Annotated in this window: 19 protein-coding genes; 11 read left to right on the forward strand and 8 right to left on the reverse strand. The window is 40.2% G+C overall.

Features of this window, described 5'->3' with window-relative positions; genetic code table 11:
* Positions 1 to 38: 38 nt before the first annotated feature.
* Entirely contained in the window at positions 39 to 842 is an 804-nt protein-coding gene (gene suhB, locus M0M83_RS13165; protein WP_125892183.1) for an inositol-1-monophosphatase, read from the forward strand.
* A gap of 86 nt (positions 843 to 928) precedes the next feature.
* Here suhB and M0M83_RS13170 read toward each other — a convergent pair whose 3' ends face one another.
* The gene (locus tag M0M83_RS13170) at positions 929 to 1,945 is read right to left on the reverse strand and encodes a zinc-binding alcohol dehydrogenase family protein (RefSeq protein WP_213913171.1); all 1,017 of its coding nucleotides are present in this window, start codon (positions 1,943 to 1,945) and stop codon (positions 929 to 931) included.
* A gap of 143 nt (positions 1,946 to 2,088) precedes the next feature.
* Here M0M83_RS13170 and M0M83_RS13175 point away from each other — a divergent pair, with 143 nt between their 5' ends.
* The 5 genes from M0M83_RS13175 (at position 2,089) to M0M83_RS13195 (ending at position 7,687) form a co-directional block, all read left to right on the forward strand.
* Positions 2,089 to 2,994, forward strand: coding sequence for a GntR family transcriptional regulator (locus M0M83_RS13175; protein ID WP_248466709.1), 906 nt, complete (start codon positions 2,089 to 2,091; stop codon positions 2,992 to 2,994).
* 365 nt (positions 2,995 to 3,359) lie between these two features.
* Positions 3,360 to 4,805: a tagaturonate reductase gene (locus tag M0M83_RS13180; protein WP_248466710.1), complete on the forward strand. Its 1,446-nt coding sequence runs from the start codon at positions 3,360 to 3,362 to the stop codon at positions 4,803 to 4,805.
* Between the two features lie 52 nt (positions 4,806 to 4,857).
* A complete protein-coding gene (locus M0M83_RS13185) occupies positions 4,858 to 5,862 on the forward strand; it encodes a C4-dicarboxylate TRAP transporter substrate-binding protein (protein WP_125892191.1) in 1,005 nt (334 codons plus the stop codon).
* A 77-nt stretch (positions 5,863 to 5,939) separates the two neighbouring features.
* A complete protein-coding gene (locus M0M83_RS13190) occupies positions 5,940 to 6,419 on the forward strand; it encodes a TRAP transporter small permease (RefSeq protein WP_004264924.1) in 480 nt (159 codons plus the stop codon).
* Positions 6,410 to 7,687, forward strand: coding sequence for a TRAP transporter large permease (locus tag M0M83_RS13195; RefSeq protein WP_125892193.1), 1,278 nt, complete (start codon positions 6,410 to 6,412; stop codon positions 7,685 to 7,687). The genes M0M83_RS13190 and M0M83_RS13195 overlap by 10 nt, the downstream gene beginning before the upstream one ends.
* A 238-nt stretch (positions 7,688 to 7,925) precedes the next feature.
* On the opposite strand, the gene M0M83_RS13200 is transcribed toward M0M83_RS13195, so the two are convergent.
* Both M0M83_RS13200 and glyA read right to left on the reverse strand, forming a co-directional pair.
* Positions 7,926 to 9,077, reverse strand: coding sequence for a 3-phenylpropionate MFS transporter (locus tag M0M83_RS13200; RefSeq protein ID WP_125892195.1), 1,152 nt, complete (start codon positions 9,075 to 9,077; stop codon positions 7,926 to 7,928).
* Between the two features lie 81 nt (positions 9,078 to 9,158).
* Positions 9,159 to 10,412 (reverse strand): serine hydroxymethyltransferase, encoded by a 1,254-nt coding sequence (glyA, locus tag M0M83_RS13205; protein ID WP_125892197.1) that lies wholly within the window; start codon positions 10,410 to 10,412, stop codon positions 9,159 to 9,161.
* Positions 10,413 to 10,873: 461 nt separating this feature from the next.
* Between glyA and hmpA the strand changes: the two genes are divergently transcribed.
* On the forward strand, positions 10,874 to 12,073 hold the full coding sequence (gene hmpA, locus M0M83_RS13210; RefSeq protein ID WP_248466711.1) for an NO-inducible flavohemoprotein: 1,200 nt from the start codon (positions 10,874 to 10,876) through the stop codon (positions 12,071 to 12,073).
* Between the two features lie 187 nt (positions 12,074 to 12,260).
* Here the strand turns inward: hmpA and glnB are convergent, their stop codons facing one another.
* The 5 genes from glnB to M0M83_RS13235 form a co-directional block, all read right to left on the reverse strand.
* Positions 12,261 to 12,599 (reverse strand): nitrogen regulatory protein P-II, encoded by a 339-nt coding sequence (glnB, locus tag M0M83_RS13215; protein WP_004912721.1) that lies wholly within the window; start codon positions 12,597 to 12,599, stop codon positions 12,261 to 12,263.
* 12 nt (positions 12,600 to 12,611) lie between these two features.
* Complete coding sequence (locus M0M83_RS13220) at positions 12,612 to 14,234, reverse strand: NAD+ synthase (RefSeq protein WP_213913168.1); 1,623 nt, start codon at positions 14,232 to 14,234, stop codon at positions 12,612 to 12,614.
* A gap of 88 nt (positions 14,235 to 14,322) precedes the next feature.
* Entirely contained in the window at positions 14,323 to 15,663 is a 1,341-nt protein-coding gene (gene glrR / locus M0M83_RS13225) for a two-component system response regulator GlrR (RefSeq protein ID WP_125892203.1), read from the reverse strand.
* Complete coding sequence (gene qseG, locus M0M83_RS13230) at positions 15,660 to 16,490, reverse strand: two-component system QseEF-associated lipoprotein QseG (RefSeq protein WP_125892205.1); 831 nt, start codon at positions 16,488 to 16,490, stop codon at positions 15,660 to 15,662. Before qseG ends, glrR begins: the two co-directional genes overlap by 4 nt.
* Positions 16,490 to 17,929, reverse strand: a complete 1,440-nt coding sequence (locus M0M83_RS13235) for a sensor histidine kinase (RefSeq protein ID WP_248466712.1) — start codon at positions 17,927 to 17,929, stop codon at positions 16,490 to 16,492. The genes qseG and M0M83_RS13235 overlap by 1 nt, the downstream gene beginning before the upstream one ends.
* 1,071 nt (positions 17,930 to 19,000) lie before the next feature.
* On the opposite strand from M0M83_RS13235, the gene M0M83_RS13240 reads away from it, so the two are divergent.
* The 4 genes from M0M83_RS13240 to M0M83_RS13255 all read left to right on the forward strand — a co-directional run bounded on the left by M0M83_RS13240 (position 19,001) and on the right by M0M83_RS13255 (position 23,639).
* Positions 19,001 to 19,627: a response regulator transcription factor gene (locus tag M0M83_RS13240; RefSeq protein ID WP_125892211.1), complete on the forward strand. Its 627-nt coding sequence runs from the start codon at positions 19,001 to 19,003 to the stop codon at positions 19,625 to 19,627.
* A gap of 7 nt (positions 19,628 to 19,634) precedes the next feature.
* On the forward strand, positions 19,635 to 21,161 hold the full coding sequence (locus M0M83_RS13245; RefSeq protein ID WP_125892213.1) for an MASE1 domain-containing sensor histidine kinase: 1,527 nt from the start codon (positions 19,635 to 19,637) through the stop codon (positions 21,159 to 21,161).
* A 106-nt stretch (positions 21,162 to 21,267) separates the two neighbouring features.
* Positions 21,268 to 22,593: an MFS transporter family glucose-6-phosphate receptor UhpC gene (uhpC, locus tag M0M83_RS13250; protein WP_125892215.1), complete on the forward strand. Its 1,326-nt coding sequence runs from the start codon at positions 21,268 to 21,270 to the stop codon at positions 22,591 to 22,593.
* A gap of 14 nt (positions 22,594 to 22,607) precedes the next feature.
* Positions 22,608 to 23,639, forward strand: coding sequence for an ABC transporter substrate-binding protein (locus M0M83_RS13255; RefSeq protein ID WP_248466713.1), 1,032 nt, complete (start codon positions 22,608 to 22,610; stop codon positions 23,637 to 23,639).
* The last annotated feature ends 127 nt before the right edge of the window (positions 23,640 to 23,766 follow it).

Genomic DNA, 23,766 nt, shown 5'->3' on the forward strand with positions numbered 1-23,766 from the left:
CAGTTTCTCGTTCTTTAACATTCCAGTGGAAAAAGCCCATGCATCCGATGCTTAACATCGCCATACGTGCAGCACGTAAGGCCGGTAATCACATAGCTAAAAACTATGAAATGCCTAGTAATATCAAAGTGACTCAGAAAGGCACTAACGATTTCGTGACTAACGTTGACCAAGAATCTGAGCAGCTGATTATTGAAATCATCCGCAAGTCATATCCAGAGCACACTATTATCACTGAAGAAAGTGGTGAGTTAATTGGTAAAGATGATGATATTCAATGGGTAATCGATCCACTGGATGGCACTACCAACTTCACAAAACGTCTCCCTCATTTTTCTGTTTCTATCGCTGTACGCGTTAAAGGCCGTACTGAAGTTGCTGTTGTTTACGACCCAATGCGTAATGAATTATTTAGCGCAGTACGTGGACAAGGCGCTCAACTTAACGGTTATCGTATTCGTATCGACGAAAAACGTGATCTTGATGGCGCTATCGTTGCGACAGGTTTTCCTTTTAAACAAAAACAACACGCTGCGGTATATATGAATATCATGACTGCAATGTTCGATAAGTGTGCTGATTTCCGTCGTACAGGTTCTGCAGCCCTGGATTTATGCTATGTTGCTTCTGGTCGTGTTGATGCATTCTTTGAGATCGGCTTAAAACCATGGGATTTCTTAGGCGGTGAACTAATCATGCGTGAAGCTGGCGGTATCATGACTGACTTTATTGGCGGCCATAATTATATCGCATCTGGTAACTTAGTCGCTGGTAGCCCACGCGTTGTTAGAGACATACTGTCCGTCATGAAAGATGAGTTATCGGAAGCATTAAAACGCTAATTCGACAACGTATTGAATTTTAACACCCACACAATTCGACTGTTTTGTGTGGGTGTTTTTTTACTGATTAAACCGTTTGATGCGTATTAAAATAAGATAACGCCTTTAATTAACTCACGGTTATTAATTACGTCTTGCTCATAACTATTACCAATAGAATTAAAATCAAATTGATGAGTTAGCATCATTTCACTCGCGAGCTTTCCTTCCGCCATCAACCTTGCCACTTTATTGAAATCTTCAAGCGTCGCATTGCGACTTCCCATCATTGTTGTTTCTTTCTTATGAAAATCAGGATCTGGAAACGATAAATTACCTTTAAATAGCCCAACAAAAACAATCAAACCACCATGGCGAATTAAATTCACCGCAGTGTTCATTGCGTGTTGATTCCCCGTTGCATCAATGACTTTCTCTGCAAGCATCCCTGAAAAATGGCTTTCAATACTTGATAAGTAATTTTCACTCGCTGGGTCACACGTTGTTAAACCTAATACCTTTTCAACATGTTGACGACGAGCCTCACTGGTGTCAGCAACTAATACGTTAGCACCGTCTGCTTTAGCAATCGCAGCAACACCAAGCCCTATCGGACCAGCCCCTACGACTAGAACAGTATCTTGAGGCTTAACTTGTGCGCGTCTCACTGCATGAGCACTAATCGAAAACGGTTCAATTAACGCCCCATCAATATCAGTAACGGTATCCGCAATGGCTAACACGTTGTTTTGTGGGACGTTTAAGAACTCACAAAAACCACCATCTTCATGAACCCCAATCACCGAAATTTTTTCACAACAATTTGTTTTACCACTTTTGCAAGCCCCGCACTCATAGCAAGCAACATAAGGCATCACGGCAACACGCTGCCCAACTTTCCATTGAGTAACATCAGAAGCAACCTCGCAAATAGTGCCAGAAATTTCATGGCCTAATACGCGTGGATACTGGAAAAATGGCTGATTTCCTCCCCATGCGTGAATATCTGTTCCACATATTCCAACGGCATGTATTTTTATTTTTACGTGCCCAACTTTAACTGTAGGTTCAGCAACGTCTTGATAGACTAATTTTTTAGGTTCCTGGCAAATCAATTGTTTCATATTTTCCTCCGTCAATTTATCTGTCTTTTTTAATTTAAAAAACATAGACTAGATACTTAGCAACCGAATTTTGTGATTAAATGTTTTTAAATCGGTTTTAAATCGGTCTTTAAAGAATAAAAAACAGCTTAAGGGGCAGTTAAATGGTGAGGAGTAAAAATATACGTTATGGGTCAATTAACGAATTTTTAGATGCAATTCATAAAAATTTATTAACGTCCCCCTTCCCATCACAATCTTCTTTAGCGGAAATGTTTAATATCAGCCGAACTACCGTTAGACATACCCTTGAATATTTATTAGAAAATAAAATCATTGAAAAACAAGGGAATGACTACCATGTCATTCGCTATCCCAATAAAACTGATTTTTTCCCAGTTGAGTCAAGCCTTCCAGATCAACAAATCGTCTTATTCGAAAAAGCGTTTTACCAAATGATTAAACGCAAAGAATTGATGCCCGGAGATACTTTTACTGAGTTACAATTGGCGAAAAAAAGCCATGTGAGCTCTAGCGTTGTCCGTGAATTTTTAGTGGAGTTTTCTCGTTATGGGTTAATTAAAAACACCCACCGAGGAAATTGGCACATGATGAAGTTTTCGCGCGAGTACGCAGAAAAACTCTTTGAGTTCAGAGAATTACTAGAAACCAATGCCCTTACGCACTTTTTAAATTTACCCGCAGATGACCACCGTTGGATTTTAGCAAAAGAGCTATTACTTAAGCATAGAACACTGCGCGAAACAGTGACTATCAATTACCGCGACTTTTCCCAACTCGATTATGAGCTACATAGCCTTATTTTATCGGGTGCCAACAACCCATTTTTCAGTCAGTCTCTTGAAATCATCACTGTAATATTCCACTTTCAATACCAGTGGGATGAATCTGACTTAAAAGAAAGAAATGTACTGGCAATTGAAGAACATATGACCATTTTAAGTGCTTTAATTAGCCGTAATGATATTGTTGCGATGAATGAACTTCGTCACCATTTAGATACCGCTAAACGAACGATGATCAACTCTATACAGCAAACTTATGAATAAGTAACACTAACCTCCCAAGGCCAATGGATGGCCAATAACAACCTTTCTTTTGATCGAACATTGTATGCATCAAACACAAACCTGAATTTTTCAGTAAAAAAACAACTTAATTATAAAGCCATTATTTACCATAAATAAGATACGGAATAAATATCTCTATTTTTCAATAACTTAAAACAACTTATCATAAAATGAATTTTACACATCAACAAACAACCTGTTTTTAACTGATAAAAAACACATTAAAAACATGAAAAAGCCATTCGTTCCACAAAATTGATTCAATTAATAGTCCATAGAAAAAAATACTTCTAGTCTGAGTCAACACCAGATGATTAATACACATAATAACTAGAGGAATGGTCATGGATTACTTAAATCGACAGTCAATGGCTAGCAAGCAATACCCAGAGAGAATTCTGCAATTCGGAGAAGGCAATTTTCTACGTGCTTTTATCGACTGGATGGTTGATCAACTGAATGAAGAAACAGACTTCAATAGTGGTATTACTATTGTTAGACCAATTGACTCATCACATCCCTCAATTAATCAACAAAATGGACTTTATACCGCCATCACTAGGGGAATTAATGAACAAAAACAAAGCGTTTCTAATATAAGAATAATTAATTCAGTTAATCGTGAAATACTTATTTACTCTGAATATGATAAATATTTAAAGTGTGCAGAAAATCCCGACTTACAATGGATATTCTCTAACACAACCGAAGCCGGGATCGTATATAAGCACGATGTACGTCTAGAAGACACACCAGCAAGTAGTTTCCCAGCTAAACTTACGCAATTCTTATTTCACCGCTTTCAATATTTTAATGGTGATACTAGCAAAGGATTGTTCATCATCCCTTGTGAGTTAATTGACTATAATGGCGATAAACTACAAGAGTTTGTAAATAAACATGCGCAAGACTGGAAACTTCCCGCAGATTTCATTACTTGGCTAAATGACAGTAATACATTTTGTTCTACATTAGTCGATAGAATTGTTACAGGTTACCCAAAAAATGAAATTGAAAAACTGGAAAAAGAATTAGGTTATAAAGACGATTTTCTCGTCACGGCTGAATATTTCTATTTGTTTGTCATTCAAGGGCCAAAAGTATTAGAGCAGAAACTAAAACTAAATGAATTACCATTAAATATCAAAGTGGTCGATGATATAAAACCCTATAAAGAGCGCAAAGTGGCAATCTTGAATGGTGCACACACTGCGATGGTTCCTGTTGCTTACTTAGCAGGCATTAGGACTGTCCGTGATGTCACTACCAATCCCGTTTTTTTATCTTTCATTAAAGATTTAATTGATAATGAAGTTATTCCTGTTTTATCTCAAAGCCCTTCAGAGCTCACGGCTTTTGCTTCCGCAGTGATTGACCGTTTTAATAACCCATATATAGAACATGAGTTAATGTCAATTTCGCTTAACTCACTCACTAAATTTAAAACTCGCTTATTGCCCCAATTAATCTCTTACGTTAATCAATACAATAAAATCCCTTATTGCATTTCATTTTCACTTGCTGCGTTGATTGTTTTCTATCGCGGAGAACAGGCTGGACAGCCCATTCCTTTAAATGATGATGATTATTTACTGGAACGCTTTAAAGCTTGGAACGAACTCTATGACTCAAATGTAAAACAACTTACTGAAAATGTGCTAGCGATGTCTGATTTATGGGGATTGAACCTCAACGAAATACCAAAATTACAGGATGATGTGAGCCAGAAAATTACTGAAATTCTGAGTCATGGTACAGAATCAATGCTACGCAAAAAATATGTTTGTTAGAAACAAATAATAAATACTTAAAACAATAAATCCCCCTACAGGAGATACATTTATGAAACTGAGCACATTAAACGGAAAAACACTTCTTAGCTTAACACTCAGCACAATGCTATTAATGGGCAGCATGACAGGAGCAGCATTTGCAGATGCTAAATATAAGCTAAAAGTTGCTTATGAAAATAACCCCGGTGAACCATTTGACTTAGCGATCCACGAATGGGCAAAAAAATTCAATGAAAAAACCAATGGCGAAGGTGAATTGATCCCTTATCCAAGTTCGCAATTAGGGTCCAAAAAGGATGTCATCGAACAAATGAAGTTAGGTAGCCCACTAATTACTTTAGCGGATGGCGCTTTCTTCTCTGATTATGTACCTGATTACGGCATTATGTTTGGACCCTATTTAGGACTATCTTATAAAGATATTTTTAAATTGAACGCCTCACCTTGGTATGGTTCTTTAGAACAACAGTTAGATAAAAAAGGCCTTCATGTCGTTTCTAAAGATTGGCTATATGGTTCACGCCATATCTTAGCCAATAAAATGATCCAAACCCCAGATGACCTAAAAGGTTTAAAAATTCGCGTTCCTAATAATAAAATTCAAATTAAAGGTTTAGAGGCAATGGGTGCCACCCCTACTCCATTACCTTTAGCTGAAGTTTATACTGCACTTAATCTTAAAATTATTGACGGTGCAGAAAACCCAATCCCAGTGCTATATGGGCAAAAACACCATGAAGCAGCTAAGTTCTTGATCCTAACGGGCCATGTAGAGAACGTGACCAACTTAGTCATGGGCAGTAAAACGTATGATAAATTACCCGAAAATATCCAACAGGCTTTAGTTGAATCAGGTAATGAAGCTGGGCAATTCTTAACAGATTTAGTCCTACAGCAAGAAAAAGAAATTATTGAGAAAATGAAAAATGAAGGCGTTACGGTTGTTGAAGTAGATAGAGCGCTCTTCAAAGAAAAATCTAAACCTTTCTATAATGAGTTCCCTGAATGGTCTGCGAACTTATATCAACAAACTCAAGATATTATTAATAATTAACCCTATGACTTGGCGGTGCTTACCGCCAATATTTTAACAACACAAATGGTTAACTATTGTTCTCGCAAGGATTTTTTATGTTTAAATTTCTGGGGAAATTAAGTGATATAGTGGCATCACTTGCCGTTGCCGCTATTGTCATTATTACTATTCTTGCTGTATTCATGCGCTGGCTTCTTAATGACCCTTTAATGTGGAGTGAGGAAGTTTTAATCATTTGCTACATTTGGTTGGTGATGATTGGTGCAGCATCCGCTGCGGGTAAAAGAATGCATGTCAGTATTGATGCGATTACCTCTTTATTTCCTGAAAAAGTACAATTAGCTATTGCGGTTATCACTCATATTATGGCCATTATTGCTTTATCTATTTTTGGGTATCTTGGATATGAACTCTCGATTATCGCAGAAGACAAAATAACACCGATTATTGGTGTGTCTTATTATTATATCGACCTTTCTGTACCCATTGGCGCATCCATCATGGTGTTATTTTCTATTCAACATTTACTGGAAGACATGAGTAAATTAATTAAAGGAGATAAACCATGTCAGTAGTTATCGCCTGTATCGTATTAATATTTTGTTTTTTAATTAATGTTCCTATTTTTTTAAGTGTGCTTATTGCATTGCTCACTTATTTCTTTTCTGTCGGCGATATCTCTCCGCTTATTGCCGTTCAGCGCATTATTGGGGCTGGAGAAAATGTCACATTACTCGCAATCCCTTTTTTCATTTTGCTAGGTAATCTTTTAAATTACACCGGTATCACTAGCCGAATGTTAAAATTTACTGGCACACTGTCTGGTCACTATCCAGGGGGACTTGCCCAGTCTAACGTATTATTAAGTACAATGATGGGTGGGCTTTCTGCATCTAACCTTGCTGACTGTGCAATGCTATCTAAAATGCTAGTGCCAGAGATGACCAAATTAGGTTATGGGAAAAGCTTCTCTGCTGCTGTTACTGCTGCAGGGTCATTAATAACACCTATTATTCCACCCGGTATTGCATTAATCATCTATGGATTTGTTGCTGATGTTTCTATTGGCAAGATGTTCATGGCTGCGATTATTCCCGGTTTAATGTGCTGCGTTGCTTTAATGTTTGCCATTTATCTTATTGCCAAAAAACGTGGATACAAACCGGCTAGAGACAAAGCTCCGACATTTGCTGAAGTTTACCAGACAGGTAAAGGAGCGATGTCTGCGTTCCTTTTAGTCCTCGTTATTATTGGTGGAATTCGTTTTGGTATCTTTACACCGACAGAAGCGGGCGCGATTGCAGTGCTTTACGTTATTGTAATTGGCACTTTCTTTTATCGTGAAATGAAGCTAAAAGACATTGCAGCCTCATTTTTAGAAACAGCTCGTTCAACAGCAAGTATTATGTTGATTATCATGACTTGCTCTGCATTAGCTTGGGTATTGACAAACGAGCAAGTGGCGCAAGATGTCGCCAGAATGATGACCAATTTCTCTGACAATCCATATGTTTTCTTAATGATTGTCAATGCTGTGCTCTTAGTTCTAGGTATGTTTATTGAGGGTAACGCCGCAATTATTGTCCTTGTTCCATTATTAATGCCTACAGTAAAACTTTTAGGAATTGACCCTATCCATTTTGGTATTGTCATGATCCTTAATTTAGCTATCGGCTGTTTAACACCACCAATGGGAACAGTCATGTTTGTGGCTACATCGATTACGGGCGTGCGTATTGCTGATTTTATTCGTGAAGTTATGCCATTATTCTTAACATTAATTATCGTATTACTCTTAGTCACTTTTATGCCTGTATTTACGACATTCCTACCAAGCTTATAAGTTATAATTCATATCTCAATGGCAAGTCATTATCTATGATTTGCCATTTTTATTATCAACTCTATTTATTGTGACAATCGCAAATACAGCAGGAAGCAATCGACATGGCGATTGTTCGAAAGAGGGATGGCGTTGCCAGCCTTGCAAAAAATTTGCGTTGATGACACTGGAAAACAAATTCAATACCAAACCAAGCTATAAAATAGCTTTAACACCTTTTATAGCTTGGCTGGTGATTTTAGGATTGAGCCACCACTTTAGGCCGAATAAATAAGGCAGGAACAGCAAGAAGCGCCATTAAATAAAAAACTACGCCATGATGTGCAGGTACTCGCTCATAAATGTACCCTACAATAATTGTCAGTACAGCTAACCCACCACCAGTCGCAAGTGCAGAGTAAATACCTTGTAATGGGATAATTTCATTTTCTTTTCTTGCGCTGATAAAACGCATTGCCGCTAAGTGGCAAACCGTAAAAGTACCACTGTGCAGAATTTGCACCACAATTAATACCGGTAATGCCGTAAATGCGCCCATCAAGCCCCAACGAATAATTCCACAAAAGGCTGATAACAGCAGTAAATTGCGAGCACTCCAACGTCTAAATAAACGGTGACTTAACATAAATACAATGACTTCAGCAACGACACCGAGCGACCATAAATTACCAATGACTAAATCTGAATAGCCGGCTTCTTTCCAAAATAGGGAAGCAAACCCATAATAAGCCGCATGAGCCCCTTGCAGTAACGTAACACAGATAAGAAACCTAACGACATTTTTGTCTGCAATCAATTGTTTAAATCTAACCTTATTACCACCATCCGCTTTCGCTGCCCCCATTGGCATAATTGCCGGCTTCAGCATTGCGCCTAATAATAACGCTAAACAGCTCACTATCAAGGCCATCATGATGGCTTTATTACCCCAAACACCCGCTAAATACCCCATCAGTGATGAGCCGATAATAAAAGCTATCGACCCCCAGACGCGGATCTTGCCATAGTCAAAGGTAAATTGTTTTTGCCATGTCCCTGCCAGTGAATCTCCCAGTGGAACCATTGGCGCAAAAAATAGGTTAAACCCAATCATTACAAATAGTAACCATGCCCAATGAGATCCCAGAGCGAAGCCAATAGAGAAAATGAGCGAAAGCCCTGCCAGTAAGCGTAAAGCCATGATCAACTTCGAGGGTTCTTTAACTAAAGGAGTAATAAACATCGCGCCAAGGAAACGAGCTGCAAGCCCTACCCCTAACAAAACACCTATCATTTCTGCATCAATTCCCTCACCTTGTAGCCAAACTGACCAAAATGGTAAGAAAATACTGTAGGCAAAAAAGTAGGTAAAATAATCAATAGCTAGCCAACGCGTTGATGGAATGACCATCACTCCTCCGTTTTTTCAATGCAAAAAACCCGCTCATACATACATGTAGAAGCGGGTTTAGGTAATTAATATTACGTTATGTTATGCGTAAACTGGGTGTTTTTTGCAAATTGCTAATACTTTTTGCTTCACGCTCTCAATGGTCGCTTCGTCATTGAGATTGTCTAGAATATCACACATCCAGCCAGCTAGCTCACCTGCTTCTGCTTCTTTGAAGCCACGACGCGTAATCGCAGGGGAACCAATACGTACACCAGACGTTACAAATGGGCTCTTAGGATCGTTCGGCACACTGTTTTTGTTAACAGTAATATTCGCACGGCCAAGCGCTGCATCTGCATCTTTACCGGTGATGTCTTTATCAACCAAATCAACTAAGAATAAGTGGTTTTCAGTTCCGCCAGATACCACTTTGTAGCCACGTTTTTGGAAAACATCGACCATTGCCTTCGCATTCTTAGCAACTTGTTGTTGATAAGCTTTAAACTCAGGTTCCATCGCTTCTTTCAGCGCAACCGCTTTACCTGCAATAACATGCATTAAAGGGCCACCTTGAGATCCAGGGAATACCGCTGAGTTGATTTTTTTATACAACTCTTCGTCACCACCTTTAGCTAAAATTAATCCACCACGTGGACCCGCTAAAGTTTTATGTGTTGTTGTCGTCACAACGTGTGCATGAGGAACGGGGTTTGGATAAACACCCGCAGCAATCAAACCTGCAACGTGAGCCATATCAACAAACAGGTAAGCACCAATACCGTCTGCGATTTCACGCATTTTTGCCCAATCAACCACACCTGAGTACGCAGAGAAACCACCGATAATCATTTTTGGTTTGTGTTTTTCCGCTTGCGCTTTGATATCGTCGTAGTCAATTTTACCGCTTTCATCAATACCATAAGGTACGATGTTATACAGTTTACCAGAGAAGTTAACTGGTGAACCGTGGGTTAAGTGGCCACCATGTGCAAGGTTCATCCCCAGAACGGTGTCGCCTGGTTGTAATAACGCCATGTAAACTGCGGCGTTAGCTTGTGAACCTGAGTGTGGTTGTACGTTTGCGTAGTCAGCACCAAATAGCGCTTTTGCACGGTCAATCGCTAATTGCTCGACCACATCAACATGCTCACAACCACCATAGTAGCGTTTACCTGGATAGCCTTCTGCATATTTATTGGTTAGCTGAGAACCTTGAGCCTCCATGACTCGTGGACTGGTATAGTTTTCAGAAGCAATTAATTCAATATGTTCTTCTTGACGTTGTACTTCTTGCTCCATTGCTTCCCATAATTTTGGATCGTAGTCAGCAATATTCATTTCACGCTTTAACATTCGCTTCTCCTGCCTCAGCAATTCAATAGGTTGAAAATCGATTCATCGCAATGACACACAGTGTAAACTCTTTTTCACTCTTGAGATAGCCCTAAAGAAAAAATATACGCAAACGATTGCATTAATTTTTTTCACTTCATTTGCTTCTGAAGGCTTCATTATAAAATAGCCCAAATTTTAATTTTTGACGGACAAACCTCCAGATTTGTAATCCCCTTCTCATTATGTGCCTAAATTCACCCTATTTTCCCGGTTTGAGTCTTTACATAAACCCTTAAATACTATAAGTTGTATTTAAAATGCATCTTTATAAATCGCCTTCATGGATCTCAAAAAATAGAGGTTAACTGAGATGAAATAATATTATCTCACTGATGTACAAAGAGATATTTTTGATATTACAAAAATAGCTCTTTACCTTAACGATAACGAGAACATGAAAATAATTCAGGAGCACCTGTATGCTAGATAGCCAAACTATCGCCATTGTTAAATCCACCATTCCTGCCATTGCTGAAACTGGGCCAAAACTGACCGCGCATTTTTATGATCGGATGTTTAAACAGCATCCTGAGTTAAAAGATATTTTTAACATGACTCACCAAATGAATGGGGACCAACGTGAAGCCCTTTTCAATGCTATCTGCGCATATGCTGTGCATATTGAAACACCTGAAGCGCTTATTTCAGCTGTCGAAAAAATCGCACAAAAACATGTCAGTTTGAATATAAAACCTGAGCACTACCCAATTGTCGGGGAAAACTTGCTTGCAGCCATTGATGAACTCCTTAATCCCGGCCAAGAAGTTCTTGATGCATGGGGAAAAGCTTACGGTGTTTTAGCTGATATTTTTATTGGTAGAGAGGCTGCAATTTACCAAGAAAATGCAAATAAAGATGGGGGTTGGGAAGGCTTACGTGAATTTAAATTAGCGCAAAAACAACCACAAAGTGATGTGATCACAAGTTTTGAATTTGTGCCTGTCGACGGGCAACCTGTCGCAGATTACCGACCAGGCCAATATATCACGATTTATGTCAACAACCCGGGATTTGAAAACCAAGAAATCCGCCAATACTCACTGACTACTGCCCCTAATGGTCGTAGCTACCGTATCGCGGTAAAACGTGAAGAGCAAGGCACCGTTTCTAATTTCTTACATCAACAATTAAATGAAGGTGACAGCGTGCATCTCGCACCTCCATGTGGGGATTTCTTTATCGATGTTGATAATACAACACCTGTTACGCTAATTTCCGCCGGGGTTGGCTTAACCCCAATGTTAAGTATGTTAAATCATCTAACAGAACAAGCTCACAGCGCACAAGTAAATTGGTTCCATGCCGCTGAGAATGGTGCAGTTCATGCCTTCAGACACGAAATTCAACAACTACTAGCAAAACAGAAAATTAGCCAATCTGCGATTTGGTTTAATCAACCAAGAGAGGATGATCGCCTCGGGTTTGATTACCAATATGAAGGTTTAATGAATTTAGAATTGGTACGTGAATGGATTGAGCAACCGAATATGCAGTTTTATTTCTGTGGCCCTGTTGGTTTTATGCAGCACATAGGTAAGCAGTTAATTGCGATGGGTGTCAATGCCGATGCGATTCACTATGAATGTTTTGGCCCACACAAAGTATTGCCACTCAACTAATCGATAAAAAATGCGCTTCTATTTAGAAGCGCATTCTATGAAACATATTAACTGAAGAAAATTGGTTAACTAGTTAAATGTTCGTGGTTTTCTAATTTAGCGGTAACGGGCTCGCATAATAAATACGCAATTCTAATCCCATTCCTGTGTATTTTCCGTTACCGCATTTTCATACAAACTTAATTTATTAAATTGCTTCTTCGTCTTGCTCACCGGTTCGAATACGGATCACTCGAGCGACATCATAAACAAAGATCTTCCCATCACCAATTTTGCCAGTTTGTGCAGTTTGCATAATGGTTTCAACGCAGTTTTCAACGATGTCATCAGGAACAACAATTTCAATTTTTACCTTAGGTAAAAAGTCGACCATATACTCTGCACCGCGGTAAAGTTCAGTATGCCCTTTTTGACGTCCAAAACCTTTTACTTCGGTTACAGTCATTCCTGTAATACCGACTTCAGCCAACGCTTCACGAACATCATCAAGTTTGAATGGCTTTATAATTGCATCAATTTTTTTCATAAGTAATTCCTGTTATGACCAGTTTTTACGGCCAAAACCTGAGGTGATCGGATAGCGGCGATCTTTGCCAAAATTACGCATCGTAATACGTGGCCCAACTGGTGCCTGACGACGTTTGTATTCATTAATATCAACAAGACGCACAACTTTGCGTACTACGTCTTTATCAAAACCCAGTTTGATTAGGTCATTCACTGACAAGTCCTTTTCCACATAACCTTCTAACAAGGCGTCTAGCACATCATAAGGCGGCAGGCTGTCTTGATCTAGCTGACCCGGAGCGAGTTCGGCTGACGGTGGCCTATCAATCACACGTTGTGGAATTGCGGGAGAGAGTGTATTACGGTATTTAGCTAGCTCAAAGACAAGGGTTTTAGGCACATCTTTTAGCACATCAAACCCACCGGCCATATCACCATACAGCGTTGAGTAACCGACTGCTGATTCACTTTTATTACTGGTTGTCAGTACCAAACGACGACGTTTATTCGACATCGCCATTAAAATAACGGCTCGGCACCGTGCTTGTAAGTTTTCTTCGGTTGTATCTACCGCAGTTCCTTCAAACATAGGCGTTAACTGTGCCATAAATGCATCAAACATCGGCTCGATAGATACGATATCAAACTCAACACCAAGCAAGTCAGCTTGTTCTTTGGCGTCGTGAATGCTTATTTCAGAAGTATAACGGAATGGCATCATCACGGCTTGCACATGCTCTTTGCCTATTGCATCAACGGCAATCGCTACTGTCAGCCCTGAGTCAATCCCCCCCGATAAGCCTAAAATAGCCCCATTAAAACCATTTTTATTGATGTAGTCGCGAGTTGACATGACTAAGGCTTGGTATACCTGTGCGACAGGGTCATTTTCAATAAATACACTACCTTCGCTCACCAGTGCAAGTTCATCAAATTGCACTGTAATAACCTGCTCTTTAAATTCTTCCAATTTAAAGGTTTGTTTGCCTTTGTTTGCAATGATTTTTGAGCCACCATCAAACACCAATTCATCTTGCCCACCCACTTGGTTAAGATACACAATTGGCATATGAGTGCGTTTACAATGTTCGACTAATAAATCGGTTCGAATATGTTCTTTATTAATGTCATAAGGGGATGCATTGATTGTCAATAATATTTCAGCACCAGCCCCTTTAGCTGCATCTACCGGCTCGTCATACCAAATGTCTTCACAAATCAATAAGCCAAGCTGATAGCCTTTAAATTCAACGACACAGGTTTTTTCATCTGCGGTAAAATAACGAGGCTCATCAAACACACCATAATTGGGTAGCTCTTGTTTAAAATAACGTGCGTGCAGTTTACCTTGGTAGAAAAATGATAATGCATTATAGATATCATCCCCTTCATACCATGGGTGGCCAACGATAATCGCTGTCTCAGAGCTTGCTTTTTGTAAACGTTCTAGCTGTGCGACGCAACGATCTTCAAAATCGCCACGAAAAATCAAATCTTCTGGTGGGTAGCCTGTCAAAGACAGCTCTGAAAACATGACAATATCTGTGTTTGGTGCTTGTTCACTCACAACTTGCAACATGCGTTCGCAGTTGCCTTCGATGTCACCGACTAACCAATTAAGTTGTGCTAGTGAAATATTAAGCTTACGGCTCATAAGGTGTTTTTTCTCCCGGAGCGTGAATATGAATTGCCTTATTCCACATAATGTAATCGATAACAACCATGTGGTAAATAATTCTTATTTATTCTTTGAAATCATTGGCTTCTAAATCATGGCGACCAAGTAATTTATAAAACTCTGTACGGTTTCGTCCTGCCATTCGAGCCGCTTGGGTGACATTTCCTTTTGTCATTTGTAATAACTTACGTAAATAATTCAGTTCAAATTGATTACGTGCTTCAACGAATGTCGGCAAAGCGGTATTTTCACCTTGCAGGGCTTGGCTAACCAACGCTTCACTGATCACCGGCGATGTTGTGAGTGCCACACATTGCTCAATCACGTTAACTAACTGGCGCACATTACCCGGCCAGCTCGCTGTGATTAAACACTTCATCGCATCGCTGGAAAAACTGCGTACAAAGGGTTTATGGCGTGATGCTGACTCGCGTAATAAATGATTAGCTAATAATGGTATATCTTCTGAACGCTCATTTAACGCAGGAATACGTAAATTAACTACATTTAAGCGATAGTAGAGGTCTTCACGAAACTCATTTTTTTCCATCGCTTTAGGAAGATTACGGTGAGTCGCAGACAAAATACGCACATCAATGTCTAAATCACGGTTACTACCTAATGGACGAACTTTGCGCTCTTGCAATACCCGCAGTAATTTAACCTGCAATGGCATTGGCATATCACCAATTTCATCTAAAAATAACGTACCACCACTAGCTGCAAAAAATAACCCTTCGCGATTACTGACTGCACCGGTAAAAGCCCCTTTCGCATGGCCAAATAATTCAGACTCTAATAGTTGTTCAGGTAATGCACCACAGTTAATAGCAATAAACGGCTTACGAGCCCTAGGACTAGCCTTATGAATCGCTTGAGCCAAAACCTCTTTACCTGTACCACTTTGCCCATTAATAAGCACGCTAACATCAGATTGTGCTACCATATGTGCTTGTTCTAACAGCCTTATCATCAAGGGGCTACGCGTGACAATCCCCGAGCTCCACTCTTCATCGCTAATGGGTGTCGAAGAGAGCGCGAGTGCTTCATCAATGGCTTTATATAATGCATCTTTATCGACAGGTTTAGTTAAAAAACTAAATACGCCTCGCTGCGTTGCTGCTACTGCATCAGGGATAGAGCCATGTGCCGTTAATATAATGACAGGCATATTTGGATGCGCTTTTTGTATCTCATCGAAAAGCGCCATACCATCCATTTCGTCCATCCGTAAATCGCTGATCACTAAATCTAATTTTTCTTTTTGTAAGATTTTTAGTGCTTCGGGACCACTTTCTGCTGTAGTGACTTTAAAACCTTCACTACTCAAGCGCATGCCTAACAGTTTAAGAAGGCTAGGGTCATCGTCAACTAACAATAAATTTGCTGACTTACGATTCGTCATTTTTGTTCATTCTCCGATGAATTTTGCTCTACTGGAGAAGATACGCTGCTATCAGGCTTTGGCGCTTCTGAGGAAATAGGTTTATCTCCTTCCACCCCATTTTCCACCTCTTTTTCGGTTTCGTTCGTGCTTTTTTTGCGAGAAGAAAGCTGACGTTCAATATCCGTTAAATTTTCAAGCTTACGGGAGGTCGTATTCAGCTCGAAAGCCAATTTAGCATTATCTTCCTTTAAACGGTCGAGTTTGCTATCCATTTCTTGCTGTAAGCGTTTATAACGAGCCCCAGCGTCTGACAAGTTGATAATTTGTACTTGTTGCTCACGCCACAGTTGTAATAATGGCCGCACCGCGGTTGGAAAACTCAAGCTATACGTGTTTATGCTATCAAGCATTTTACGACGCTCAGCAATGGATGGATCAGCAGAGTTCAACAAAATATTCTGTTGAAATGCACTTGACCAGTTTGTAACCTCTATTTTACCTGCATCCGCACGCGCTTGGCTGGTTTCAGTACGGTCTGCACAGTCCATCATGCGCAACCAAAATAGTGCATTTTCCCGTGCAGTTGGCTGGTCATTATTCCAAATCGTTTCACATGATGTATAACGGTAGTCTGTCACTTTAACTTCCGGCACAACAGCTTGAGCCAGTGTATCGAGAGGTGACTGACCATTTTTTGTTACACATCCACCTAAAATTAAGGAGAATAAAACGACACTAAAATTAAGCCCTTTACGTCTCATCACATAAGGTACTCTTTTATTATGTTTACTTAACGATGCCTTACGGTAAAGTACCGCCCAAACACCTGTAGACCGATTTACCATTATTCATTCTCTGCGGTTAGAGGCAGTTCAATTCTAAAACAGACATCTGCTGATTTATTGGGAACAAGAGATAGTTCTCCACCCATTTGTTTAATACAATCTTGCGCAATACTCAGCCCTAGGCCACTTCCTTTAACAGCACCTTTTCTTTGTAATGAACCTTGATAGAAGGGTTCAAAAATCATACTTTGCTCAGATTCAGGAATTGGCGTTCCCGTATTCGCAACTTCAATCAGAAGTTTATTGCCAGTTTGGCGACTAGAGATCCAAATATTACCTGATTCGCCACCATAGTGCACCGCATTGGAATAGATATTATCAATAACTCGCCCAAGAAGTGAGGGTTCAGCTAAACAGCTATCTACTTTTAAACGGACGTCTGTTTTGATGTTCTTAGCCCGTGCGGGTAAGTTATGTGCTTTGACGATATCTTCAATGAGCTTTTGTAAATCAACAATCTGTGCTTCTGGTGGGTCATCGACGAGCTTACGATTATAATCAAGTAATTGCTCAATAAGTTGCTGAAGATGCTTACTACTGTGATCAAGAATTTCTACAACTTCTTTTTGAGACAGCGTTAATGGCCCTGCAACCTCATCCGCAAGTAATTCTGTCCCTTCACGCATGCTTGCAAGAGGCGTTTTTAATTCATGTGAAATATGGCGGAGAAATTCGTGACGCTGTGATTCAAGCCAAGACAATCGTTCACTTAACCAAATAATGCGCTGGGCGATTGTCCGTAACTCCCTAGGGCCTTTAAAACGCTCAATATTACTGGCAAGTGTACGCCCAGTACCAAGACGATTAATCATTCGCTCGATAGCCTTGACGGGGCCAATAATCATTCGAGTGAATAATGCCACCAACAAGGCGCTTAATAAAAATAAAATTAAACTTTGCCAGCCAAATAGTTGACCTTTATTCGCAATCGCTTTTTGCAACTGTTCCCCACGGCTAAAAATGACATCCCGTGTTTCTTGCACTAATGAAGCATTCGCAGCAGAAAATTGTTCTAAAGCCTGTGTGATTTTTTCTGTTGGTTCATTGTTTTCACATGTGACGGCCTTAAGCGCATCCAACGTTTTAGTCAACGCGGAAGTGTCCGACGAGGCAGGTAAGATAGTGCTCTGGCGCTCAAACATTTGCTGGTAGTCAGCAAACTGTTTCTGATATTGGGTTTTCAATGTGGGATCTTGCAAAACACAATATTGACGATAGCTCCGCTCCATTTCTAAGGCGAGGCTACTCATCACTTCACTACGCCGTGCGTCAAGCAACGTGGTTTTATTGATATTGGCAGCTTGGTTACTAATTTGCTCAAGGCTTTGATATGCTTGATAAGCTAATACCAATAAAGGAAGTAGTACAAGCCAAAACGCCATCACAACTAGTTGACGCAAGGAGCGAGGGAAAAAACGCCATTTACTCAATACATTCATCTCATACCCATTAAACGTATTGCAATGGTAGCAGAACTCTTTGTCATGCGAAAAGTACAATCCAAATTCTGTGTCCCATAGCGTTAAAATCAGACTAAGTGTAATAATGAAATAGCAATGAACGTGCCAAGTTAATTGGTGAAAAGTGATATTTTTCAGGTAGCTATATTCTGCAAGCCAAATTACTTCATATCTGACTAGCCTAGAATATCTTCAGCTATGCCCTAAATCATTCGGATTGCAACTAGGCGCCAAGTGAAGATATCTCTAGGAGCATGACGAGAGCCGCTGAGCGCAGGTAACAATGCAGCAGTTAGAAGTATGGCGGATATTTTGGTGGGTATAAAACAGGAAGGCGGAGTAAAGGACTCACCTTTACCCCGCCAGCGATAACAACTGCTATGATATTGACTGCTTTATATAATTATGTCTTTACATTAAAGATAATTATATAGGTGGTGCCTCACTCCACGTGTCGCCCTGTGTTTGATAAGGCCCGAAGGCGAGTATCTATGCTGTTGGACGGTAGGCACCTTACTTTGGCGTCATTCTTGGTTTATGTGGTATGTACCCAACTAATTTTGGACCTACATAAGAAGTTGAATGAGCAACTGAATATTATTATGCACATGCCGTGCCAACTTTTCAATTTGTTTTTTAACGCATTAAAAAATAAAACAATTTATTTTTTAATGCGTTAAAAAATAAAACAATTTATTTTTTACAGCCTATTCAGAGATTCTGGATACACTGAAACGGTTTATCTCTTTCTCAATATTGTCGCTAATTTAAGACACCCTAAACACCAATTTTATAAGTCTATATTTATCAACAAGATAAATGTCTCCTTTTGGAGACACCCCTATGAGGGGTTTGTCGCTATTTTTATACACCTTGTTTTTTGGTTGTTTATTGTTCAACACAAATAAGTTTGCGTGAAAATTTTACCTCAATAAAAAAATTGCTCGTCATTATGGATGAACAGCAGAATTTTACATTCTGCTTCTAGCTTATCTTTTCCTATATTGATATAAGATTTCCCAATACCCTACTCATCAAATTGATAAAAATATGATAAAAATCGCGTTAGTTGATGACCACATCGTTGTGCGTTCTGGTTTTGCACAACTTTTGACACTTGAACCTGATATTTCGGTTATCGGGCAATATGCCAGTGCTCAAGACGCTTGGCCTAATTTGCTTAATTTAGACATTGATGTCGCCATCATGGATATTTCAATGCCAGATGAAAACGGTTTACAGCTTTTATCACGGTTACGCCAAAAAAAACCTGATTTTCGCACCATTATCTTGAGCATTTATGATACCCCAGCCTTTGTACAAAGCGCATTGGATGCAGGTGCAAGCGCTTATTTAACAAAACGTTGTGGCCCTGAAGAATTAGTCCAAGCCGTTCGCTCAGTGCACCAAGGCGGCTGCTACCTATGCGCCGATGCTATGCGAGCGCTACGCCATTCACCACAACAGCAAAAAAGCCTACAGGAATTGACGCCCCGAGAACGGGAAGTGTTTGATTTATTAGTCGCTGGCTTTAGTGTAAAGGTTATCGCAGAGCAACTTGAACTAAGCCATAAAACTGTGCATGTGCATCGCGCAAATATTTTAGGCAAATTACAATGCGAAAATACCATCGACCTTGTTCATTACGCGTTAGAGCATAACCTAATTTCAAGGTAATTCAGGCATGAATAAAAGCTTACGGTTAACGCTACAATCCATCTTTTTATTTTTTACCTACTCCCTGTTATGGATTGGGTTGTGGATCATCGGCTTTTATTTAAGTCAAAACAGTTTTCAAGCCACTTTGTTTCTACCACAAGGCTTGCGTCTAGCTTTGATGATTATCCTTTGGCGGCGCTACTGGCCAACACTGCTACTTAGCGAAGGAATATTAAATTTTTGGTTATCATCAGAGCAACTGCTCTTCCAGCCAGTTTTACTGTTATCCCCATTATTAAGTCTTGGTGTTGCTTTCGTCATTCAAAACATCTGGTGGCGCTATACGTTATATTGGCAACGATTATTATTATTACTCGCTGGTGTTGCCGCAAATAGCGTATTACATGCTTTATTATTCAGTGGATTATCATCTTATTCCATTAGTCAATTATTCCTAACAACATTCACTGGAGGAATACTCCTATCTCCTTTTGTTTATCTCATTTATGAGTATCTCCACGAGCAGCACTACCAAATGCTCCTTGATTATGGAACGCCAGATAAACAATTACGAACCTCTTTAATAGTTTGGTGTTTTCTATTCTGTGTCGTCGGGTTGAGTGCCCAAGTCTTTTTTGCCCCCGAAATTGAGCGGTTAATTGTCCTACTCGTCTTTATTCCTAATGTTTTTATGGCTTACCGCTATGGTTGGCAAGGGGGCGTACTTTCTGCATTATTAGGCAGTTTAATTATTACTTTTGCACGACAATTTCACGGTGCCTTTGTTGATTTAGAAGAGCTAGAAATGTTTCTCAGTTCCCAAGCCTTAATTGGCATTGGGCTTGGGATAGCAATTAGCCGACAAAAACAACTGGCGAGTAACCTACAGCGCTATCGACAACGCTTAGAGCAAGAGCTAAAAGCGCGACGCGACTTAATGTTACAACTCGTTCATACCGAGGAAGATATCAAAAAAGCGATTGCTCGCGAGTTGCATGATGAAATTGGGCAAAATATTACTGCCATCCAAATTCAGTCAATGCTAGTGAAAAAAACAGCGTCTGACGACATCAGCCACCAAGCAGCAAGTCAAATAAATGAACTGGCTCAGCAAATTCACCAATCTACGCGGCAATTATTGCGCCAATTGCGCCCTCCCGTATTGGATGAAATGTCCCTTGAAAATGCACTTAAGCACTTAATTACTGAATTTTCTTTTCCACAGAATAATATTCAATGTCACTTTCATTATGGCTTACAAGAAACGCCGATCAATGAAACGGTTTTATTTACACTTTATCGCCTCGTCCAAGAATTACTTAACAATATCAGTAAACATGCAAGAGCCACACAAATTCACATATCTCTCAAGCAAATAGGTGACTCGATCCAGCTAGTTGTTGATGACAATGGCGTTGGCATTCCATTTAGCAAACGCACGAGTGGCTTTGGTTTGCGCGGTATTGAGGAGCGAGTTCGAGCCTTAGGCGGTGACTGGACATTGACCACACAAAACGGAACACAAATAAGTGTTAACTTGCCCACATTTTGAGATAAAACATCGCAAAACTAGGAATAATTCCTAGTCCCCTAATACCTTCTCTCATCCTTTTTGTTAAAAACTTGATTACATTTCGCCTAACAAGAGAAACCGCCCTATGACAGGTAAAGACACCTTGAGTCTGGATAACACGTATCGTTTTTGGCGTCGCCGCTTAATGCTATCAATGATTATTGGTTATGCCACTTTTTACCTTACGCGAAAGAGTTTTAACTTCGTGATGCCTGTCATGCAAAACGAGCTGTTTCTCGATAAAAGCGATATTGGCTGGATTGCGACGGCATTTTATTTAACCTACGGTATTTCTAAGTTTTTATCGGGCATTTTCCACGATATCACCGGATACCGTTGGTTTATGGGTGTCGGCTTAGTGATGACAGGGCTACTCAATATTATTTTTGCCTATTGCTTATCGTTTCCGGCGTTATTGATCGTATGGACACTAAATGGCTTTTTTCAAGGCTGGGGCTGGCCACCTTGCGCACGCATTCTAACGCACTGGTATTCACGCAATGAGCGTGGTTTTTGGTGGGGGCTGTGGAATATTTCCATCAACCTAGGGGGGATGTCACTACCCTTGCTGACGGCGTTATTGGCAACCCAATACAGCTGGCAAATGGCATTAATTGTCCCTGGCGTTATTGGAGTCATCATTGGGTTATGGCTGTGCCGCCAATTACGTGGCACACCACAAGAAGAACAGCTTCCAAGCGTGGGGCAATGGCGACAAGATGTGTTGGAGTTGCGCCAAGAGCGTTTGTCCCCTCCCATGCCGATGTTAACGATTTTAAAAGAAGCCATTATTTTTAACCGTATGATTTGGTTGCTGGGTTTCTCCTATATTTTGGTTTATCTCATTCGCATGGCGATAAACGATTGGGGAAATTTATGGTTAACAGAAAGACATGGCACTAACTTACTCAGTGCCAATGCCACATTATCGTTATTTGAATTGGGGGGATTATTAGGTGCTCTCTGCTCGGGTTGGGGCTCTGATATCCTATTTCGTGGCCAACGAGCACCTATGATCCTGCTGTTTTCATTGGGCCTTTGTGTTTCAGTCAGTGCCTTATGGTTAACGCCAATTCATCACTACGCTTTATTGGCTGTATGTTTCTTTGCTATCGGATTTTTTGTTTTTGGCCCCCAAATGTTAATCGGTCTAGCTGCAACAGAATATTGTCATAAAAAAGCAGCTGGAGCGGTAACGGGCTATCTGGGTTTGTATGCCTATTTAGGCGCTGCAATCGCAGGATGGCCGCTCTCTCAAGTCATTGCACACTATGGTTGGTCAGGAATGTTTTCTTTACTAACGAGTGCCGCGGCTTTGATGGGATTACTGCTAATGCCACTTTTGATTGCCAATGTCAGCAAACGAGAGCATTTAGCAGGCACTGTTTCACCCTCTGATAATAAAACCTGAATAAAGGACTGACAATGAAACTGAAAACTCTCTCTACGCTTATCGCTGCGGGTTTATCCCTAGCGGCTATTTCTACCACTGCAAATGCGGCAGGCCGTTTAGTTGTCTACTGTAGCGCCACTAACGCCATGTGTGAAACGGAAACACAAGCTTTTGCTAAGAAATACGATGTTAAAACCACGTTTGTCCGTAACGGTTCTGGCAGTACTTTAGCCAAAATTGAAGCAGAAAAACGTAACCCACAGGCTGACGTGTGGTATGGCGGTACATTAGACCCACATTCACTAGCTGGGGAAATGGATTTACTTGAGCCATACAAGTCGCCAAATCTGTCTGAGATCATGCCGCAGTTCCAAGACCCTGCAAAACGTAAAGGCAACTACTCTTCCGCTGTTTACATCGGTATTTTAGGTTTCGGTGTCAATAAAGATCGCTTAAAAGAGAAAGGCTTACCCATTCCAACTTGCTGGAAAGATTTAACTAAGCCTGAATATAAAGGCGAAATTCAAATTGCAGACCCACAAAGTTCAGGAACTGCTTATACCGCATTAGCTACTTTCGACCAATTATGGGGAAATGAGCAAGCCTTTGATTATCTAAAGAAATTAAACTCAAACATCTCTCAATATACTAAGTCAGGTATTGCCCCGGCACGTAATGCGGCTCGTGGTGAGTCGGCAATTGGTATTGGCTTCTTACATGATTATTCATTAGAAGTGGAAAACGGTGCGCCATTAGAGCTTATCGCTCCATGCGAAGGTACTGGCTATGAAATCGGCGGGATCAGTATTCTGAAAAATGCACGAAATATGGATAACGCGAAACTGTTCGTTGATTTTGTCTTATCGAAAGAAGCTCAAGAGCTGAGCTGGAAAGAGGGTAAATCTTACCAAATCTTAACCAACACAACGGCGGAGTCCTCGCCTATTTCATTAAAACTCAATGAGTTGAACCTAATTAATTACGATATGGATAAGTACGGAGATGCTGACGTCCGTAAGGATCTTATCAATAAATGGGTTACCGAAGTCAAAATGAGCAAATAGCCATTAAGTGCGGCGTTCAGGCGCCGCACTGGGCACTTACTTAACTAAAATAAAAAATTAATTTAATTAAGCTTCGAGTTATGCGTATTGTTATGGTGTGGCAGAGTGAAACCCACTCCGTAACAAT

The sequence above is a fragment of the Providencia rettgeri genome (assembly GCF_023205015.1).
GTDB classification, from domain to species: Bacteria; Pseudomonadota; Gammaproteobacteria; order Enterobacterales; family Enterobacteriaceae; genus Providencia; species Providencia rettgeri_E.

Bases quoted from the DNA above. Each gene is read 5' to 3' on its own strand.
- suhB (WP_125892183.1), top strand. From the start codon at position 39: ATGCATCCGATGCTTAACATCGCCATACGTGCAGCACGTAAGGCCGGT.
- M0M83_RS13170 (WP_213913171.1), bottom strand. From the start codon at position 1,945: ATGAAACAATTGATTTGCCAGGAACCTAAAAAATTAGTCTATCAAGAC.
- M0M83_RS13175 (WP_248466709.1), top strand. From the start codon at position 2,089: ATGGTGAGGAGTAAAAATATACGTTATGGGTCAATTAACGAATTTTTA.
- M0M83_RS13180 (WP_248466710.1), top strand. From the start codon at position 3,360: ATGGATTACTTAAATCGACAGTCAATGGCTAGCAAGCAATACCCAGAG.
- M0M83_RS13185 (WP_125892191.1), top strand. From the start codon at position 4,858: ATGAAACTGAGCACATTAAACGGAAAAACACTTCTTAGCTTAACACTC.
- M0M83_RS13190 (WP_004264924.1), top strand. From the start codon at position 5,940: ATGTTTAAATTTCTGGGGAAATTAAGTGATATAGTGGCATCACTTGCC.
- M0M83_RS13195 (WP_125892193.1), top strand. From the start codon at position 6,410: ATGTCAGTAGTTATCGCCTGTATCGTATTAATATTTTGTTTTTTAATT.
- M0M83_RS13200 (WP_125892195.1), bottom strand. From the start codon at position 9,077: ATGGTCATTCCATCAACGCGTTGGCTAGCTATTGATTATTTTACCTAC.
- glyA (WP_125892197.1), bottom strand. From the start codon at position 10,412: ATGTTAAAGCGTGAAATGAATATTGCTGACTACGATCCAAAATTATGG.
- hmpA (WP_248466711.1), top strand. From the start codon at position 10,874: ATGCTAGATAGCCAAACTATCGCCATTGTTAAATCCACCATTCCTGCC.
- glnB (WP_004912721.1), bottom strand. From the start codon at position 12,599: ATGAAAAAAATTGATGCAATTATAAAGCCATTCAAACTTGATGATGTT.
- M0M83_RS13220 (WP_213913168.1), bottom strand. From the start codon at position 14,234: ATGAGCCGTAAGCTTAATATTTCACTAGCACAACTTAATTGGTTAGTC.
- glrR (WP_125892203.1), bottom strand. From the start codon at position 15,663: ATGACGAATCGTAAGTCAGCAAATTTATTGTTAGTTGACGATGACCCT.
- qseG (WP_125892205.1), bottom strand. From the start codon at position 16,490: ATGGTAAATCGGTCTACAGGTGTTTGGGCGGTACTTTACCGTAAGGCA.
- M0M83_RS13235 (WP_248466712.1), bottom strand. From the start codon at position 17,929: ATGAATGTATTGAGTAAATGGCGTTTTTTCCCTCGCTCCTTGCGTCAA.
- M0M83_RS13240 (WP_125892211.1), top strand. From the start codon at position 19,001: ATGATAAAAATCGCGTTAGTTGATGACCACATCGTTGTGCGTTCTGGT.
- M0M83_RS13245 (WP_125892213.1), top strand. From the start codon at position 19,635: ATGAATAAAAGCTTACGGTTAACGCTACAATCCATCTTTTTATTTTTT.
- uhpC (WP_125892215.1), top strand. From the start codon at position 21,268: ATGACAGGTAAAGACACCTTGAGTCTGGATAACACGTATCGTTTTTGG.
- M0M83_RS13255 (WP_248466713.1), top strand. From the start codon at position 22,608: ATGAAACTGAAAACTCTCTCTACGCTTATCGCTGCGGGTTTATCCCTA.